A 17,640-nucleotide genomic window follows, 5' to 3' on the forward strand; every position below is an offset into this window, starting at 1 on the left:
ACAGGGCAGTATCCAGTTCCCGCCACAAGGGCCCCGCCAGCGGGGCTTTGTTTTGTCAGGCGCCACAGGCGTTGCGGCAAGACATCCGTCCACCGGCCTGGTGGCAGAGTGGTTATGCAGCGGACTGCAAATCCGCGTACGCCGGTTCAATTCCGACCCAGGCCTCCAGTTTGATGATGCAGCGAATCGGGCCGCCTTTGCGGCCCTTTTTGCGTTCGTGATTTCCGCATTGCGCCAAGCCGTGCAGGTGACGCCGTGGCGTCATGGCGCCACTGGAATGATCAACACAACGCCACGCCAGTCGCGGTAGACAAGCGCGCCCTCGCACTGCGCCACACGCGGGCGGCGCGTTCCCGCGCTCTAGCATGACGCCACACCCAACCGAGGCATTGCCATGAACCGATGGACACGCTGGAGCGGGACCGCGCTGTGCCTGGCCGCGAGCGCCGCCGCCGCGCAGCCCTGCGCGCTGCAGTCGCAGACCGTGGAGCTGCCGCTGGTCTCCAAGGCCACGCCGAGATTCGCCTACCAGGTGCGCGTGCAGCTCGGCAGCGATGCCGATGGCCGCAGCAGCGGCAGCCAGGTGCTGGAGGTCGATACCGGCTCCACCGGCGTGGTGGTGCCGCTGAGCGCTGCGCTGCGCAGCGCCTGGGACGCCTCCAGCACGCCCGGCCACATCTTCTACTCCAGCAACAGCAAGTACCACCCCGGCAAGTACGTGGACGTGCCGATGCGGCTCGGCGTCTCCGCCGACGGCAAGACCGCCGCCGCGCGCGTGGACCGCATCACTGTGCTGGCCGCGCAGTGCACCTGCGATGTCGCCAGCGTGGCCCGGCAACCCGAGCCGCTGGCGCAGGTGCCTGCCACCTGCGCCGGCTACGACGGCAGCCCTGCACTGAGCAGCAACACGCAGGTGCTGCGCAACTGCAGCACCATTTCCCCGCACTTCGGCATGATGGGCGTGGGCTACGACCGCGGCGTCGACGCCGCGCGCAACCCGTTCCTCAACCTGGCGCAGATGCGCGCGCAGCGCATGAGTCCCGGCTATATCGTCGGCGCCAAGGGCATCACCCTGGGCGTCAGCAAGCAAGCGCTGACCGGTTTCGCGCTGGTACCGCTGCGGCGTGGCCCGGCCAGCGCCGGCGCACCCAGCGACTGGCAGGCGCCCACCGCCTGCGCCAGCTTCCCCGGCAGCGGCAGCGACTACCGCGTCTGCGGCAAGCTGCTGCCCGATACCGGCGTGTCCTACATGATGCTCAACCCGGTGGTGCCGCCCGCCACGCCCGATGGTCTGCAACAGACCGTGCAGATCGCCGGCCATGCCACGCGCGTGGTGCCGGACGCCACCCAACTGCGCCTGGACGTCGTCAACGCGACGGGACAGCCGGTATTCGGTTACGGCTTTGCGGTCGGCGACGGCAAGGCGGCGACGCCGGACAGCGTGCAGTGGCGCGGTCCGCTGAAGACGCCACCGGCGCACATCAACAGCGGCCGCCACCTGCTCGCCGCAGGCGACTACGCCTACGACGCCGCTTGCGGGCATGCCGGCTTCCGCGCGACCACGCCTGCGCCCTGAGCCGGCACGGGAACTCGCGTTACCTGCCGAATCGCGCGCCCGCACGACGCGGTCGCTGCTGGCGCGCCACCACCGGCAGCGCCTGGCAGCACCGCAGCGCATGCGCATCGCCGAACGCGCCGAGGGCTGCGATGCGCGCGGTTGCAACCGCGGGCCGATACGTGGGTACGGCCGCTTCATGGCAGCGGCGGGCCGCAATGCGACTGCGGCAGATCGAGACGCGCGGGGCGCTGACGGAGGGACCCGTTGCGCACGGCGCTGCTGCCGTGTTGGCGAGCGCATGAAGTGGCGCCGCGATGCACGGTGGCCGCGACGGATGCACACGCGCCATCCGCCATCGCAGCGCGTTCGCACGATGCGCGGCCAATGCGTTCGCCCAAAACGAAAACAGGACCCGAAGGTCCTGTTTTCATGATCTGGAGCGGGAAACGAGACTCGAACTCGCGACCTCAACCTTGGCAAGGTTGCGCTCTACCAACTGAGCTATTCCCGCTTGAGGCCGCGAATTCTACCGGGTACGCGCAGGCTGTCAACCATTGCCTTCGATTTTTTTCGCGTTCTTTTCCGCCATCGCCGCACGCTCGTCGTCGCGCAGGCTCGGCCAGGCCGCATGCAGGTACTGGATGCCCGACAACAGGGTCAGGATCGCCGCGATCGCCAGCGTCCAGTCGCCGACGTGGAAGATGAACAAGCCCATCCACACGCTCTCCGGCGGCGAGCCGTCGGGCATCACCGAGTACAGCAGGCACAGCAGCGCCACCATCTGCGCGGTGGTCTTGATCTTGCCGATCATCGCCACGCGCACCTTGGCGCGCTGGCCGATCTCGGCCATCCATTCGCGCAGCGCCGACACCGCGATCTCGCGGCCGACGATCACCGCCGCCCAGAACGCCATCCACGGCGTCGGATGGCCCTGCACGATCAAAAACAGCGCCACCGCCACCATCAGCTTGTCGGCCACCGGATCCAGGAACGCGCCGAACGCGGAGTACTGGTGGTAGCGCCGCGCCACCCAGCCGTCCAGCCAGTCGGTGAACGCGGCCAGGCCGAAGATCGCCGCCGAGGCGAAGTTGGTCCAGGTGTACGGCAGATAGAACACCAGCACCAGCACGGGGATCATCACGATCCGCAGCAGCGTGAGCCAGGTGGGGATGGTCAACTTCATTGCGCTGCTCTACTCGCCTGCCGGATCGGGCACCGGCAGTCCGTGCAGGTTAGCGTAGATTCGTGCGGCCAGTGCGTCGTTGATGCCCTCCACCCGCGCGATCTCGGCCTCGCCGGCGGCCTTGAGACCGGCCAGTCCGCCGAAATGCTTGAGCAGGCTGGCGCGGCGCCGCGGGCCGATGCCGGGGATGTCCTCCAGCTTGCTGGTCATGCGCGCCTTCTGTCGGCGCCCGCGGTGGCCGGTGATGGCGAAGCGGTGCGCCTCGTCGCGCACCTGCTGGATGAACTGCAGCGCCGGGGACGCCGCCCCCGGCCGCAGTTCGCGCCCGTCCGGCATCACCAGGGTCTCGTGGCCGGCGCGGCGCTCGGCGCCCTTGGCCACGCCGATCAGCAGCACCCCGTCCACGCCCAGGTCGGCCAGCGCGCCGTTGGCCTGCGCCAGCTGGCCGGCGCCGCCGTCGATCAGCAGCACGTCCGGCAGGATCGCATCGCCCTTGCCCTCGCCTTCGGCGGCACGACGGAAGCGGCGCTCGATCGCCTGGCGCATCGCCGCGTAGTCGTCGCCCGGCTCGATGCCGCTGATGTTGTAGCGCCGGTACTGGCTGCGCACTGGGCCGCTGGCATCGAACACCACGCACGAAGCCACCGTGGCCTCGCCCATGGTGTGGCTGATGTCGAAGCACTCCACCCGCTTGACCGGCTCGGCCAGGCCGAGCATCTCGCGCAACGCCTCGCTGCGCGCGTGCTGGGCGTTGCGGCTGGTCAGTTCGGTGACCAGGGTGGCCTGCGCGTTGCGGCTGGCCAGTTCCAGGTAGCCGGCGCGCTCGCCGCGCACGTTCCACTTCAGTTGCACCTTGCGCTCGGCGGCCGAACTCAGCGCCGCCTCGATCAGCTCGGCGTCGGGAATCTCGCGGTCCAGCAGCACCTCGCGCGGCGGCGCGTGCTCGACGTAGTACTGCGACACGAACGCGCCCAGCACCTCGGCGGCGCTGTCCTCGCCGTTGGTCTTGGGGAAGAACGCGCGGGTACCGAGATTGCGCCCGTCGCGGAACGCCAGCAGCAGCACGCAGGCGTTGGCGCCCTGGGTCGCGCAGGCCAGCACGTCCAGGTCGGCGGCGCGGCCGTCCACGTACTGCCGGCTCTGCATGCTGCGCAGCGAGCCGAGCAGGTCGCGCAGGCGCGCGGCGCGTTCGAACTCCAGGCGCTCGCTGGCCGCCTGCATCGCCTGCACCAGTTCCTCGCCGAGCTGGTCGCTGCGCCCTTCCAGGAACAGCGTGGCGCGGCGCACCGCCTCGGCGTACTCGTCGGCCGCCACCAGCGCCACGCACGGCGCGCTGCAGCGGCCGATCTGGTACTGCAGGCACGGCCGCGAGCGGTTGCGGAACACGCTGTCCTCGCAGCTGCGCAGCTTGAACAGCTTGTGCATCAGGTTCAGCGTCTCGCGCACCGCGGTGACGCCGGGGTACGGGCCGAAGTAGCGCCCGGGCACCGCGCGCGGGCCGCGGTGCAGGGTGATCCGCGGCCACTCCTCGCGGGTCAGCAGCACGTACGGGTAACTCTTGTCGTCGCGCAACGACACGTTGTAGCGCGGCGACAGCGACTTGATCAGCTGGTTTTCCAGCAGCAGCGCCTCGCCCTCGCTGCGGGTGACGGTGACGTCCATGCGCGCCACCTGCGCCAGCATCGCCATGGTCCGCGCGTTCTTCGGCGAACCGCTGAAATAGCTGGACACGCGCTTGCGCAGCGCGCCGGCCTTGCCGACGTAGAGCAAGGTGTCGTCGGCGGCGTACATGCGGTAGACGCCGGGCGCGGTACTGAGGTTGGCGGCAAAGGCCTTGCCGTCGAACGGCGGCGCTGCAGGAGTACTCATTCGCCGATCGCGACGTCGTGCAGTTCGCCGCTGGCGATGTCGTAGCGCAGCACCGCATGCGCGTCGGTCTCGGCGATCCACACCGTGCCGGCGCCGACCGCCAGCCCGCCCGGGCCATGCAGGCGCCGCGGCAAGGCCGCGGTGGACAGTTCGCCGCCGCCCAGGCGCAGGCTGCGCAGGCTGCCGTTGCCGCTGTCGGCGATCCACAGCAGCGGCGCGTCCGGGCTCAGCGCGATCGCCTGCGGGAACTGCAGGCGGGCGCGGCTGCGCGGCCCGTCCTCGTCGCCGAAATCCCACGGCCCCTGGCCGCCGAGCAAGGTCTGCACCAGGTCGCCGCGCAACTGCATCGAGCGCACCGCCGAGCCCAGCGCATCGCACACGTACAGCACCTGCTGCACCGCGGCCACGCTGCACGGCTGGGCGAACGCGGCCAGGTGGCCGCTGCCGTCGCGCAGCTCCAGCGCGCCCGCGCCGGCACGCCAGCGCAGGCTGCGGCTGCCCAGGTCGTAGCTCCAGATGCGGTTGTCGCCGGCCATCGCCAGGTGCACCTGGTTGTCGGCGATGACCACGTCCTGCGGATGGTTCAGCGGCGCCAGCAGCGGTTGCTCCACCGGCCCTTCCACCGGCTCGCCGGCGCGGCCGTTGCCGCACAGCGTGTCGACATGGCCAGTGAGCAGATTGATCCGGCGCAGCGCATGGTTGCCGGCGTCGGCCACGTACAGCGCGCCGCGCTCCACGGCCAGCCCGCGCGGGCGGTGGAACGCCGCCTCGCCGATCGCGCCGTCGATGAAGTCGGCGGTGCCGATGCCGAACTGGCGCAGCACGCGGCCGTTGGTGCTGCACTCGAGAATGCGGTGATGGCCGCTGTCGGCGACGTACAGGCGCTCCTCGGCCAGCGCCAGGCCGGTCGGGAAGCACAGCGGCAGGCGCGGCTCCGGCTGGGTCTCGCGGGCGTCGCGCAGGTCCTCGTCCAGCGGCAGCGGCTGCCCGGCGCATAGCGCGTGCAGGGCCTTGTCCAGTTCGGCGCCGCCGATCCCGACCAGGCGCTCGCGCTCCACGCCGCCGGCGTCGATCAGGACCAGGGTCGGCCAGGCCTGCACGCCGAAGCGCTGCCAGGCGGCCCAGTCGGCATCGAGCAGGATCGGCGCGGACACGCCCTGGCTGCGCAGCAGCTTCAGCGCCCGCTGCGGTTCGCGCTCGCTGTCGAAGCGCGGCACCTGCACCACGATCACCTGCAGCCGTCCGGGATTGCGCGCCTGCCACTGGCCGAGTTCGGCCAGGCGCTGCGCGCACCACACCGAGGCGGCGTTGACGAAGGCCAGCACCAGCGCCCGGCCCCGCAGGTCGCGCAGGCGGATCGGCGCCGCGTTGAGCCAGGCGCCGGACGCGGGAAGTTCCAGGGCGGCGGTGGAAGTCATCGGCCGATTATGCCGGAGCCCAGGTCGGCGGAGAGTCGTGCCACGCTGCCGGCGGCGGCTTCGTCTACCAGTTGCCAGACCTGCTCGAACTGCGCGCTGCCGCCGGTGTACGGATCCGGGATCTCGCTGCGGCCGCGCACGCCGGCCCACGGCAGCCACAGCGCCACGCGCTCGTGCGCCGACGCTGGTGCGCGCTGGCGCACCTCGCGCAGGTTGGCCGCATCGGCGCACAGGATCCAGTCGAACTCGGCGAAGTCGCGGTCGCGCAGCTGCCGCGCGCGCAGCCCGGCGATGTCCACGCCATGGGCGGCGGCACAGGCGATTGCGCGCCGGTCCGGCGGCTCGCCGCGGTGCCAGTCGCCGGTGCCCGCCGAGTCGACCTGCACCTGGGCCGCGAGCGGCGAGCGCTGCAGGTGCTCGCGCAGCGCGCCCTCGGCCATCGGCGAACGGCAGATGTTGCCCAGGCACACCAGCAGCAGCTTCATGCCTGCCCCTGCAGGTAGGCCTCGGCGCGCGCCAGGTCCTCGGGCGTGTCCACGCCCGGCGGGAACGGCGCCGGCGACAGCGCCACCGCGATGCGGAAGCCGGCGTCCAGCACCCGCAACTGTTCCAGCGACTCGATCCGCTCCAGCGCGCCCGCCGGCATCGCCGCGAACCGGCGCAGGAAGCCGGCGCGGTAGGCGTAGATGCCGATATGCCGCAGCCACGGCCCGGGCAGCGGCAGTTGCGCCTGCGAGGCGGCGAAGGCGTCGCGGTGCCAGGGGATCGGCGCGCGGCTGAAGTACAGCGCATCGCCATCGGCGCGGCGGACCAGCTTGACCACGTTGGGATCGAACAGGTGCTCGGCCGCGTCCACCGGCGTCCCCAGGGTCGCCATCTCCGCGCCGCTGTCGGCCAGGGTCTGGGCCACCGCGACGATGCCGGCGACCGGCGCGAACGGCTCGTCGCCCTGCAGGTTGACCACCAGGGTCGCATCGTCCCAGCCGGCGATGTCGGCGCATTCGGCCAGGCGATCGGTGCCGGAGGCGTGGTCGCTGGAGGTCGTGGCCACGTGCACGCCGTCCAGGTCGGCCACCGCGGCGGCGATGCGCGCGTCGTCGGCGGCCACCCACACCTGCGCCGCGCCGGCGGCGAGCGCGCGCCGCGCCACGTGGCGGATCAGCGGCTCGCCGCCGAGCGCGCGCAAGGGCTTGCCCGGCAGCCGCGACGCGGCATAGCGGGCCGGAATGGCGACCACGAAGGGCGGGACGGCGGCGCTCATGCCGCCACCGCGCCGGCGGCGGGAGCGTCGATGGCCGCGGCGGCAGGCGCGTACTGGAACGAAGCGAATCCGAACATGAATTGATCTTTCCCCACCAATTATTGAGAATAGTTCGCATTCGTCATTTGACGTGACCGGACTGCCCAGCTGCGACAGCCTCTGGCGCGACGACGGCGCTGCCTCCTGCCCATTCTATAGACCCCACCGATGAACCTTCCCGCTCGTTCCCTCCGATCCGCTGCGCAGGCCTCTTCCACCCCCACGCGCCGCGCACTGTGCCTGGCCATCGCCGCGCTGCTGCTGCCGGCCGCGGCCGGCGCCGCCGAGGCCAGCGCGGCCGACGCGGTGGCGGCCGGCGACCGGGAACCGACCCAATTGGAGAAGCTGGACGTGGTCGCGCAGCGCAAGGACGGCTATACCCCGCCGCCCAGCGCCACCGGCACCGGACTGGTGTTGAGCCCGCTGGAGACGCCGCAGTCGGTAAGCAGCATCGGCCGCGAGCAGATGGACGACTTCGGCCTGCGCAACGCCAACGATGTGCTGACGCTGGCCACCGGCATCAACGTCGAGAAGATCGAGACCGATCGCACCTACTACAGCGCGCGCGGTTTCGACGTCGTCAACTTCCAGGTCGACGGCCTCGGTCTGCCGTTCACCAATGGCGGCGCCGAGGGCGATCTCGACACCGCGATGTACGAGCGGGTCGACGTGTTGCGCGGCGCCAATGGACTGCTGTCCTCGACCGGCAATCCGTCGGCCACGATCAACTTCGTGCGCAAGCGGCCCACCGAGGACCTGCAAGGCAGCGCCGCAGTGACGGTGGGCAGTTGGGACACGCGGCGGCTCGATGCCGACCTGTCCGGCCCGCTCAACGCCAGCGGCAGCGTGCGCGGCCGCGTGGTCGCCGCCGGCCAGGACGGCGACAGCTACCTGGACCGCTATGCGCTGAAGAAGCACAGCGTCTATGGCATCGTCGAAGCCGATCTGAGCGATCGCACCCGCCTGAGCATGGGCGCCAGCGATCAAAAGAACGACGCCACCGGCGGCATGTGGGGTGCACTGCCGCTGTACTACAGCGATGGCAGTGCCACGGATTTCGCGCGGTCCACCAGCACTTCGGCCGACTGGTCGTACTGGACCACCGAAGACAAGCGCGGGTTCCTGGAACTGCGGCAGGACCTGGGCGCGGACTGGCAGCTCACGCTGGCGCTGAATTACCGCAGGCTCGACAACGATGCCCAGCTGTTCTATGTCTACGGCACCCCCGACCGCGCGACCGGCCTGGGCCTGTTCTCCTATCCTTCCCAATACGGCAGCACCGAAACACAGAAGTACGCCAACGTGTCCGCAAGCGGACCGTTCGCGCTCGGCGGGCGCGAGCACGAGCTGGTGGTGGGCGTACAGTGGGGCCGCGTGGAGGCCGACCAGGTGTCCTGGTACGGCAACGACATCGGCACGCCGCTGCCGCCATTGCAGGACTGGACCGGCGCCTATCCCAAGCCGCGTTTCGATGCCTTCTCCGACGGCGCCCAGTTCGACATCACCCGCCGCACCGCCTACGCCACCGCGCGTTGGAACCTGGGCGAGACGCTGAAGCTGATCACCGGCGTCAACCACACCAGGATCGAGAGCCGCGGCCAGAACTACGGGGTGCAGCACGCCTACGACGACAGCAAGACCACGCCGTTCGTCGGCGCGGTCTACACCTTCGCCCCGAACTACGCGCTGTACGCCAGCTATGCGGAGATCTTCAACCCGCAGACCGAGCTGGACCGCACCCTGAAGGTGCTCGATCCCATCACCGGCAGCAACGCCGAGCTCGGCATCAAGGGCCAGTGGTTGCAGCAGCGGGTCAATGCCTCCTTCGCCCTGTTCCGCGCCAAGCAGGACAACACCGCCGAAGCCGATGTCTTCGTCGGCACCGTGCAGACCTACCGGCCGATCGACGCCACCTCCACCGGCTACGAGTTCGACGTCGCCGGCCGGATCGGCGCGCACTGGCAGCTCAACGCCGGCTATACCCAACTGAGCCTCAAGGGCGACGACGGGCGCAACGTGCGCACCTACGTGCCGCGCCGCACCTTCAAGCTGGCCACCACCTACACCCTGCCGCAATGGGAAGCGTTGCAGCTGGGCGCGACCCTGACCTGGCAGGATGCCATCGTCCGCGACCAGGAGGCCGTGGACACGGCCGGCACGCCCATCTATACCCGCCAGGGCAGCTATGCGCTGCTGGGGCTGATGGCGCAGTACGCCATCACGCCGCGGCTCAGCGCGACGCTCAACGTCTACAACGTCACCGACCGCAAGTACATCAACAGCCTGTACTGGGCGCAGGGCTACTATGGCGCGCCCCGCAACACCGCGCTGTCACTGACCTACCGGTTCTAGCGCAGGCCGCTGGCGATTGCGAAAGGTGCGACGGCCGGCGCATGCGCCATCGGAACGGCGGTGCATCGCGCGACGCGACAGGCCCGAGCGCCGTGGCGACTGCGTGTCGCCAGGGCGCCGCATCATTGCGTCGGAAAGTGTCCTGTGGGAGCGGCTTCAGCCGCGACAGGCATGACCGGGAACGCCCCGTCGCGGCTGAAGCCGCTCCTACGGGACACGCTGGATCCGGCTCGATCGTGGCGGAAACAGGGGATGGCAGGCGCCGCTAGTCGCCGGACTCGCCCGCGCGGCCACGCAGCTTGTCCAGCCGGTCCAGCAGGCCGATCCAGAACGCCGCCGGCAGCTCGGCCACCAGCGGCACGCTGAAGCACCAATCGTTGACGAAGGCGGCGCATTTGACCGCGTCCTTCTCGGTCATCAGCACCGGCAACTCGCTGCCGAAGGCCAGGTCCGCGGCGCGGTACTGGTGGTGGTCGGGAAAGGCATGCGGCACCACGCCGATGCCCTGCGCGCGCAGCATGTCGAAGAAGCGCTGCGGGTGGGCGATGCCGGCGATGGCATGCACGCGCTGGCCGGCGAAGCTGCGCAGCGGCCGCGCACGGCCGCCGCGCAACGGCTGCGCGCTGTCGATGCGCAGGCGCATCGCCCATTCGCCGAAACCGGCCTGCAGCTCGCCACTGTCGCTGGCCTGGCCCAGGTTGATGACCCGGAAATCGCATTCGCTGCCGCGCGCCACCGGCTCGCGCAGCGGCCCGGCCGGCAGCAGGCGGCCGTTGCCGTAGCGGCGCTGGCCGTCCACCACCTCGATCTCGATGTCGCGCTGCAGGCGGTAGTGCTGCAGGCCGTCGTCGCAGACCACGATGTCGCAGCCGGCCTGCAGCAGCGCGCGCGCCGCGGCGACACGGTCGCGGTCCACCCGCACCGGCACGCCGGTCTTGCGCGCGATCAGCACCGGCTCGTCGCCGCCCTGCTCGGCCGAGGTGCCCGGCTCGATCCAGCGCGGCTCCTGCGGTTGGCTGCGGCCGTAGCCGCGGCTGGCCACGCCCGGGTTCCAGCCGGCCTCGCGCAGGCGCTGCACCAGGGCGATGGTCAGCGGCGTCTTGCCGGTGCCGCCTGCGGTGAGATTGCCCACCACCACCACCGGCACGGCGATGCTGTGGCGCTTGCGCCAGCCGCGCCGGTACAGCGCGCGGCGCAGCGCGATCGCCGCCGCGTACAGCGGGGTCAGCAGCCGCGCGTGCAGCGGCGGCGCGCCCGTGCCGTACCAGTAGGCGGGGGTGTGCGGCCCGCGCTCGCTCATCCGAACTGCCTTTCGCGGAACTGCATGCTGTGCAGGTGCGCATACACTCCGCCCAGCGCCAGCAGCTCGTGGTGGGTGCCGCGCTCGACGATGCGGCCGTGGTCCATCACCAGCACCTGGTCGGCGTGTTCGATGGTCGACAGCCGGTGCGCGATGACCAGCGTGGTGCGGTCGGGCATCAACCGGTGCAAGGCGTCCTGCACCAGCCGCTCGGATTCGTTGTCCAGCGCCGCGGTCGCCTCGTCGAGGATCAGGATCGGCGCGTCCTTGAGCATTGCCCGCGCGATCGCCAGGCGCTGGCGCTGGCCGCCGGACAGGCGTCCGCCCTTGGCACCGACCTGCGCCTGCAGGCCGTCCGGCAGGTGGTCGACGAACTCCATGGCGTTGGCGTCGGCGACCGCCTGGCGCAACTGCGCCGGACCCGCCTCGCGCATTTCGCCGTAGGCGACGTTCTCGGCGATGCTGCCGTCGAACAGCATCACCTGCTGACCGACCAGGGCGATCTGCCGGCGCAGATCCTCCAGGCGATACTCCTGCAGCGGATGGCCGTCGAGCAGGATCTGCCCGGACTGCGGATCGTAGAAACGCGGGATCAGCTTGACCAGGCTGGACTTGCCACTGCCGGAGCGACCGACGATGGCGGTGACGGTGCCGGGTTCGGCGACGAAGCTGACCTCGGCCAGCGCCGGCCGCGCCTGCCCCGGATAGGCGGCGGTGACGTCGCGGAACTCGATCCGGCCCTGCGCGCGCTCGATGTGGCGGGTGCCGCTGTCCTGTTCCTCCGGCGCATCCAGCACCACGAACAGCCGCTGCGCCGAGGCGACGCCCCGCTGCAGCATGTTCTGCACATTGGTCAGGTTCTTCAGCGCCGGAATGATCGCCATCATCGCGGTCATCAGCGACACGAACTCGCCGGCGGTCAGGCGCCCGGCCAGGGCCTCGTGGCCGGCGATCAGCAGCAGCGCGGCCAGGCCGATCGCGCCGAGCAACTGCACCGCGGCCGAGGAGATGCCGCGGGTGGATTCGACCTTCATCGCCAGGTGCAGGTTGGTGTCGGCCAGGTGCTGGTAGCGCTCCATCTCGCTGGCGCGCGCGCCGTAGACCTTGACCTCCTGGTTGCCGGACAGGGCCTGCTCGGCGGCCTGCATCAGTTCGGCGTTGCTCTCCTGGATGCGGTGGCTGACCCGCCGGTAACGCTTGGCCACGCGGTCCATCACCCAGGCCAGCGGCGGCGCCACCAGCAGGATGGTCACGGTCACGGTCCAGCTGTACCACAGCATCACCGCCAGCGCGCCGACGATCTGCAGGGTCTGCTGCACCATCACCTTCATCGCGTCGACCGCGGCCTGCGCGACCTGCTCGCTGTCCGAGCCCAGCCGCACCAGCATCGAGGCCACCGGCTCGGCGTCGAAGCGGCTGCCCGGCAGGCGCAGGTACTTGTCCAGCACGTTGACCCGGAAATCGCGGGAGATGCTGCGCGCCGCGCGTCCCATCGACATGTCGGTGACGTAGCCGGCGATGCCGCGCAGCACGAACAGGCCGACGATCTGCAGCGGCAGCCACATCGCCAGCTCGCGATTGCGCGCGATGAAGGTCTCGTCGGTGATCGGCTTCATCAGCGCCAGGAAGCCGGAGCCGGCCAGCGCTTCCAGCAGCGCGCCGACCCCGGCGATCAGCAGCAGGCCGCGGTAGCCGCCGGCATAGGACAACAGGCGGCGATAGGTCCGCCAGGGGGAATCCTGGACGGGCACGTCGGTTGGTAGATTCACTTGGAGCTTCCGTCCCTGTTGACTTCGGGAGCAGTGGCGATGGCGATGCGGCGGAACCCGAGCTGGCCCAGCGCGTCCTGGGCGGTGACCACCGCCTGGTACGGCGTGCGCGCGTCGGCGCGCAACAGCACCGGCTGCTCGCGGTCGTCGCCGGCGACCTGGGCGATGCTGCGCTTGACCGACTCCACGTCGGTGCGCAGCACTTCCTGGTCGTTGATGAAGTAACGCCCGTCGGCGTTGATCAGCACGCTCAGCGCGCGCGCCGGCGGCGGCGCATTGCGGTCGCTGGCGTTGGGCAACTGCAGTTGCAGCGTGGACCGGGCATCGAAGGTCGTGGTCACGACGAAGAAGATGATCAGCACCAGGATGACGTCGATCAACGGCACCAGGTCGATCTGCGGCTCGTCATGGCCACGGTCGTCGCGGATCCGCACCGGCTCAGCCCTTGGCCGTCGCGGCGTTCGGCGCGGCGCTGCGTGCCGGCACAGCCGGCGCCGCGGCACGGCCATGGCCGTCCAGCGCGTCGGTCAGCGCAGTGGCTTCCTGCTCCATCTCGATCACGTAGCCGGCGATGCGGCTCTTGAAATGCCGATGGAAGATCAGCGCCGGCACCGCGATGATCATGCCGGTGGCGGTGCACACCAGCGCCTTGCCGATGCCGCCGGCGAGCTGGTTCACGTCGCCCAGGCCATGGTCGAGGATGCCGAGGAACATCTGGATCATGCCGACCACGGTGCCGAGCAGGCCCAGCAGCGGCCCGGCCGAGGCGACCGTGCCCAACGCGTTCAGGTAACGCTCCATGCGGTGCACGACATGCCGGCCGGTGTCCTCGATGCGCTCGCGCACGATCTCGCGCGGGCGATTGCGCACGTCCAGGCCGGCGGCGAGCAGCGCGCCCAGCGGCGAATTGCGCCGCAGCGATTCGATATGGGTGGGGTCGAGCTTGCCGCGCGTGGCCCAGTTGCGCACTTCCTGGCCCAGTCCCGGCGGCAATACCTCGCTACGGCGCAGGCTCCAGAACCGCTCCAGGACGATCGCCAGCGCGACCACGCCCAACAGCAGCAATGGCACCATCGGCCAGCCACCGGCCTTGACCAGTTCCCACACGTCGCAACCCTCCGGCACGCTCGGCCGTTCGTTCACTGGCCGATAGGATAGCAGCCGCCCGCGCCCGCTCCGCCGCGTCCCACAGCCGCGCCCGCCACGGCCGCCGCTCGCGCAGTTGCAGGCCGGCGCGGCCCAGCCAGACGCGCAGCGCACCGCCCTGCGGCGTGCCGACAACCTCGGCGCCAGCCGCCTGCCAACGCGCCACCACGCCCGGATGGGGATGGCCGAAGCGGTTGCCGTAGGCGGCCGACACCAGCACCAGCCGCGCGCCGGTGGCGGCGACGAAGGCCGGCTGCGAGGAATGCGCGCTGCCATGGTGCGGCGCCACCACCACGTCGGCGCGCAGCGCCTGCGGCGCCTCGCGGAGCAGCTTGCGCTCGATCACGTCGCCGATGTCGCCGGCCAGCAACAGCGCACCGTGCGCGGTCTCCACGCGCAGCACGCAACTGGACTCGTTGCGCAGATAGGGAAAGTGCGGCGCCGGATGCAGGAAGCGGAAACGCACGCCATCCCAGTCCCAAGCGTTGCCGGCCACGCAGGGCCGGTCGACCGGCAACGGTGCGCCGGCCGGCGCCTGGACCAGACCGATCGGCAGCGCTGCACGCACCGCGCCGAGCCCGCCGGCGTGATCGTTGTCGGCATGGCTGATCACCGCGCGGTCCAGCCGCGCCACGCCGAGCGCATGCAGCGCCGGCACCACCACGCGCTCGCCGGCATCGTAGCCGTCCTCCACCGCCGGCCCGGTGTCGTACAGCACCTGGTGGTGGGCGGTGCGCACCAGCAACGACAGCCCCTGCCCCACGTCCAGCATCAGCAACTCCACCTCGCCGGGCCGCGGCCGCTCCAGCGGCGGCCACAGCAACGGCAGCCACAGCAGCGCCGCCAGCGGCTTGCCCGGCACCGCACGTGGCAGCAGCAGCCAGAATGCGCCCAGCAGGGCCAGCGGCAACGCCCAGTCGCGCGCCTCCGGCAACCAGCGCAGCGCGAAGCGGCTCTCGCCCAGGGCCACGAACAATGGCCAGGTCAGGTCGAAGCAGGCGGCGGCCAGGCGCCACAGCCAGGCACCCGCGCCGGCATGCAGCGCCTCCAGCGCGGTACCGAGCAGGGCCAGCGGCACCACCACCAGGCTCCACCAGGGAATCGCCAGCAGGTTGGCCAGCGGCCCGACCAACGAGGCCTGCCCGAACAGCATCGTGCTCACCGGCAGCAGGCCGACCGTGGCCACGCCCTGCGCGGTCAGAAAACTGCGCAGCGTCTCGCGCCAGCCGCGGCCGGCGTCGGGCATGCACCAGGCCAGCCAGGCGACGCCGAGAAAGCTCAGCCAGAAGCCGGCCGAGAGCACCGCCAGCGGGTCGCAAAGCAGCATGGCGATCGCCGCCAGCGCCAGTGCGTCGGCGACCCGCACCGGCCGCCGCCACAGCCGTGCCGCCACCACCACCGCGATCATCAGCGCGGTGCGCACGGTCGGCAGGGCCATGCCCGACACCAGGGTATAGCCGCCGGCGCCGAGCAGGGCCAGCGCGGCCGCGGCCTGTCGCCGTGGCCACCAGCGCCCCAACCCAGGCCACAACCGCCACAGGCCGCCACCGAGCAGCGCGAAGGCCCCGGCCACCAGGCCGACGTGGAAGCCGGAAATGGCGATGAGATGGGTCAGCCCGGCAGCGCGCAGGATGCGCCAGTCGCGATCGTCCAGCCTCCGCGTGTCGCCCAGCGCCAGCGCCTGCACATAGCGCGCCGAGGCCTGCGGCACGGCCGCGGCGATGCGTGCGGACATGTCCGCGCGCCAGGCGTCGATGCCCTGCCCCGGCGCCAGTTGCAGTGCCCCATGCGGCGCCACCACATAGCCGCTGGCGCTGATCCGCTGCGCCAGCGCATAGGCCTCGGCGTCGAAGCCGCCAGGATTGCTCAGGCCGCGCGGCGCGCGCAGGCGCACCTGCAGTTGCCAACGCGCGCCGGCACGCAGGGCAGCACGCGGCCCCACCTGCCTGGCGCCGAAGTCGTCGTACCACGCCAGTTGCAGCAGGCGCCCACGCAACGGCGCCGGCTGCGCCGTATCCGCGTCCACGCGAAACAGGAAGCGGGTGCGGCGGGCTTCGGCCTGCGGCAGTTCGGCCACCTGGCCACGGACGGCAACTACACGTTTTTCCCAGTCCGCCGGCAACTGCCGCGCCAGCACCATGCCGGCGACCAGCGCCAGCCAGCCGGCGCCGATCGCGATCGCCCCCAGCCAGCGCCAGCGTGGCGCCGCCACATACAGCAAGGCCCCGGCGAGCAGGATCGCCACGGCCAGCGGCCAAGGCGGCAGGCGCGGCAGCCACAAAGCGGCCAAAACGCCGGCGGCGAGACTGGCGGCGACCGCAGGACCGAACGGCGCCAATGCAGGCCAGCGCGAGGCGAAAGCGGCGGCGACGTCTCGGCGCGGCACGGCCTCTGCAGACGGTTGCATGTGCTTGCCCTCCTTGGCATCCACGGATCGAAAACAGCGACATGCCGCCGCACGCCATGCGCATCGCGCAACACCGTCGCGATCGCAATGCCAGCGTCGCATCACCTCGCGACGCGGACCATCGGTCTACGCCGCGACACCGCGTCAGAATTTGCCTGACGCCCGAGCGCGCGCCGCGTCACAGTCCTGGCGCAGTTCGCCACAGCTTCATCGCCTTGCGTCTATGGTGCGATGCCCAACGTCGTTTAAGGAGTGCGCGCATGCGCAAGGGCATCGCTCTGATCGTCGGAGTCACTGGCATCTCCGGCTACAACCTCGCCAACGTGCTGGTCGCCGACGGCTGGACCGTCTATGGGCTGGCACGCCGCCCGGTTCAGCAGGACGGCGTGATTCCCGTGGCGGCCGATCTGCTCGACCGCGACGCCACCGTGGCCGCGCTGCGCGGGCTGCCGATCACCCACGTGTTCTTCTGCACCTGGACGCGGCGCGACACCGAGAAGGAGAACGTCGCCGCCAACGGCGCGATGCTGCGGCACCTGTGCGAGGGCCTCGACGGCGCGGCGCTGCAGCACATGGCGCTGGTCACCGGCACCAAGCACTACCTGGGCGCGTTCGAGCACTACGGCAGCGGCAAGGCGGAGACGCCGTTCCGCGAGAGCGAACCGCGGCAGCCTGGCGAGAATTTCTACTACACGCTGGAAGACCTGCTGTTCGACGCCGCCGCGCGCCACGGCTTCGGCTGGAGCGTGCATCGCTCGCACACCATGATCGGCCAGGCCAACGGCAGCAATGCGATGAACATGGGCGTGACCCTGGCGGTGTATGCGACGCTGTGCAAGCACACCGGACAGCCGTTCGTGTTCCCCGGTTCGCGCGCGCAGTGGGACAGCCTCACCGACCTCACCGATGCGGGCCTGCTCGGCCGCCAGCTGGCCTGGGCCGCGACCAGCCCTGCGGCGCGTAACCAGGCGTTCAACACGGTCAACGGCGACGTGTTCCGCTGGCGCTGGATGTGGGGCGAGATCGCCGCGTTCTTCGGCCTGGACGCTGCCCCCTACCCCGATGCACCGATGCCGCTGCAACCGCGCCTGCAGGACACCGCGCCGGCCCTGTGGCGCGAAATCGCCGAACGCCATGGACTGGTGCAGGCGGACGTGAACCAGCTTGCCTCGTGGTGGCACACCGACGCCGACCTCGGCCGCGAGATCGAATGCGTCAACGACATGACCAAGAGCCGCGACCTGGGCTTCCTCGGCTACTACGACAGCCGCGCCTCGTTCCTGGAACTGTTCACGCGGCTGCGCGCGCAGCGAGTGATTCCCTGACGGACGAGGCCCG

General features: G+C 70.9%; 13 protein-coding genes and 2 tRNA genes. 4 read left to right on the top strand and 11 right to left on the bottom strand.

The window, feature by feature from the left end; translation table 11 throughout:
* Nucleotides 1–94 precede the first annotated feature (94 nt).
* Both NKJ47_RS12855 and NKJ47_RS12860 read left to right on the top strand, forming a co-directional pair.
* Nucleotides 95–168, top strand: a tRNA-Cys gene (locus NKJ47_RS12855).
* Between the two features lie 226 nt (nt 169–394).
* The gene (locus tag NKJ47_RS12860; protein WP_254458266.1) at nt 395–1,576 is read left to right on the top strand and encodes a hypothetical protein; all 1,182 of its coding nucleotides are present in this window, start codon (nt 395–397) and stop codon (nt 1,574–1,576) included.
* Between the two features lie 417 nt (nt 1,577–1,993).
* Here NKJ47_RS12860 and NKJ47_RS12865 read toward each other — a convergent pair.
* The 6 genes from NKJ47_RS12865 to kdsB all read right to left on the bottom strand — a co-directional run bounded on the left by NKJ47_RS12865 (nt 1,994) and on the right by kdsB (nt 7,289).
* Nucleotides 1,994–2,069: transfer RNA gene (locus NKJ47_RS12865), tRNA-Gly, on the bottom strand.
* Between the two features lie 36 nt (nt 2,070–2,105).
* A complete protein-coding gene (gene pgsA, locus NKJ47_RS12870) occupies nt 2,106–2,741 on the bottom strand; it encodes a CDP-diacylglycerol--glycerol-3-phosphate 3-phosphatidyltransferase (RefSeq protein WP_254458267.1) in 636 nt (211 codons plus the stop codon).
* Nucleotides 2,742–2,750: 9 nt separating this feature from the next.
* Entirely contained in the window at nt 2,751–4,610 is a 1,860-nt protein-coding gene (gene uvrC, locus NKJ47_RS12875) for an excinuclease ABC subunit UvrC (protein ID WP_254458268.1), read from the bottom strand.
* Nucleotides 4,607–6,028, bottom strand: coding sequence for a hypothetical protein (locus NKJ47_RS12880; protein WP_254458269.1), 1,422 nt, complete (start codon nt 6,026–6,028; stop codon nt 4,607–4,609). Before NKJ47_RS12880 ends, uvrC begins: the two co-directional genes overlap by 4 nt.
* The gene (locus tag NKJ47_RS12885) at nt 6,025–6,513 is read right to left on the bottom strand and encodes a low molecular weight protein-tyrosine-phosphatase (protein ID WP_254458270.1); all 489 of its coding nucleotides are present in this window, start codon (nt 6,511–6,513) and stop codon (nt 6,025–6,027) included. Before NKJ47_RS12885 ends, NKJ47_RS12880 begins: the two co-directional genes overlap by 4 nt.
* Entirely contained in the window at nt 6,510–7,289 is a 780-nt protein-coding gene (gene kdsB / locus NKJ47_RS12890; RefSeq protein ID WP_254458271.1) for a 3-deoxy-manno-octulosonate cytidylyltransferase, read from the bottom strand. The genes NKJ47_RS12885 and kdsB overlap by 4 nt, the downstream gene beginning before the upstream one ends.
* Nucleotides 7,290–7,496: 207 nt before the next feature.
* On the opposite strand from kdsB, the gene NKJ47_RS12895 reads away from it, so the two are divergent.
* Nucleotides 7,497–9,680, top strand: a complete 2,184-nt coding sequence (locus NKJ47_RS12895; protein WP_254458272.1) for a TonB-dependent siderophore receptor — start codon at nt 7,497–7,499, stop codon at nt 9,678–9,680.
* Nucleotides 9,681–9,945: 265 nt separating this feature from the next.
* Here the strand turns inward: NKJ47_RS12895 and lpxK are convergent, their stop codons facing one another.
* From lpxK to NKJ47_RS12920, 5 genes are read right to left on the bottom strand one after another with little or no spacing between them, the layout of a single operon-like run.
* Entirely contained in the window at nt 9,946–10,980 is a 1,035-nt protein-coding gene (gene lpxK, locus NKJ47_RS12900; protein WP_254458273.1) for a tetraacyldisaccharide 4'-kinase, read from the bottom strand.
* Nucleotides 10,977–12,749: a lipid A export permease/ATP-binding protein MsbA gene (gene msbA, locus NKJ47_RS12905; protein ID WP_254458274.1), complete on the bottom strand. Its 1,773-nt coding sequence runs from the start codon at nt 12,747–12,749 to the stop codon at nt 10,977–10,979. The genes lpxK and msbA overlap by 4 nt, the downstream gene beginning before the upstream one ends.
* A complete protein-coding gene (locus tag NKJ47_RS12910) occupies nt 12,746–13,183 on the bottom strand; it encodes an ExbD/TolR family protein (RefSeq protein ID WP_254458275.1) in 438 nt (145 codons plus the stop codon). Before NKJ47_RS12910 ends, msbA begins: the two co-directional genes overlap by 4 nt.
* A gap of 4 nt (nt 13,184–13,187) precedes the next feature.
* Complete coding sequence (locus NKJ47_RS12915) at nt 13,188–13,856, bottom strand: MotA/TolQ/ExbB proton channel family protein (RefSeq protein ID WP_254461420.1); 669 nt, start codon at nt 13,854–13,856, stop codon at nt 13,188–13,190.
* Nucleotides 13,750–16,302: a DNA internalization-related competence protein ComEC/Rec2 gene (locus NKJ47_RS12920; protein ID WP_254458276.1), complete on the bottom strand. Its 2,553-nt coding sequence runs from the start codon at nt 16,300–16,302 to the stop codon at nt 13,750–13,752. Before NKJ47_RS12920 ends, NKJ47_RS12915 begins: the two co-directional genes overlap by 107 nt.
* Nucleotides 16,303–16,562: 260 nt before the next feature.
* Here NKJ47_RS12920 and NKJ47_RS12925 point away from each other — a divergent pair, with 260 nt between their 5' ends.
* Nucleotides 16,563–17,627 carry an SDR family oxidoreductase gene (locus NKJ47_RS12925; protein WP_254458277.1) on the top strand — a complete coding sequence of 355 codons (1,065 nt, stop codon included), beginning with the start codon at nt 16,563–16,565 and terminating at the stop codon, nt 17,625–17,627.
* Nucleotides 17,628–17,640: the final 13 nt, after the last annotated feature.

Origin of the sequence: Xanthomonas sacchari, assembly GCF_024266585.1 — a bacterium.
Lineage (GTDB): Bacteria > Pseudomonadota > Gammaproteobacteria > Xanthomonadales > Xanthomonadaceae > Xanthomonas_A > Xanthomonas_A sacchari_C.

What these genes read in the sequence shown, in the direction of transcription:
- NKJ47_RS12860 (WP_254458266.1), top strand. Translation starts at nt 395, where the DNA reads ATGAACCGATGGACACGCTGGAGCGGGACCGCGCTGTGCCTGGCCGCG.
- pgsA (WP_254458267.1), bottom strand. Translation starts at nt 2,741, where the DNA reads ATGAAGTTGACCATCCCCACCTGGCTCACGCTGCTGCGGATCGTGATG.
- uvrC (WP_254458268.1), bottom strand. Translation starts at nt 4,610, where the DNA reads ATGAGTACTCCTGCAGCGCCGCCGTTCGACGGCAAGGCCTTTGCCGCC.
- NKJ47_RS12880 (WP_254458269.1), bottom strand. Translation starts at nt 6,028, where the DNA reads ATGACTTCCACCGCCGCCCTGGAACTTCCCGCGTCCGGCGCCTGGCTC.
- NKJ47_RS12885 (WP_254458270.1), bottom strand. Translation starts at nt 6,513, where the DNA reads ATGAAGCTGCTGCTGGTGTGCCTGGGCAACATCTGCCGTTCGCCGATG.
- kdsB (WP_254458271.1), bottom strand. Translation starts at nt 7,289, where the DNA reads ATGAGCGCCGCCGTCCCGCCCTTCGTGGTCGCCATTCCGGCCCGCTAT.
- NKJ47_RS12895 (WP_254458272.1), top strand. Translation starts at nt 7,497, where the DNA reads ATGAACCTTCCCGCTCGTTCCCTCCGATCCGCTGCGCAGGCCTCTTCC.
- lpxK (WP_254458273.1), bottom strand. Translation starts at nt 10,980, where the DNA reads ATGAGCGAGCGCGGGCCGCACACCCCCGCCTACTGGTACGGCACGGGC.
- NKJ47_RS12920 (WP_254458276.1), bottom strand. Translation starts at nt 16,302, where the DNA reads ATGCAACCGTCTGCAGAGGCCGTGCCGCGCCGAGACGTCGCCGCCGCT.
- NKJ47_RS12925 (WP_254458277.1), top strand. Translation starts at nt 16,563, where the DNA reads ATGCGCAAGGGCATCGCTCTGATCGTCGGAGTCACTGGCATCTCCGGC.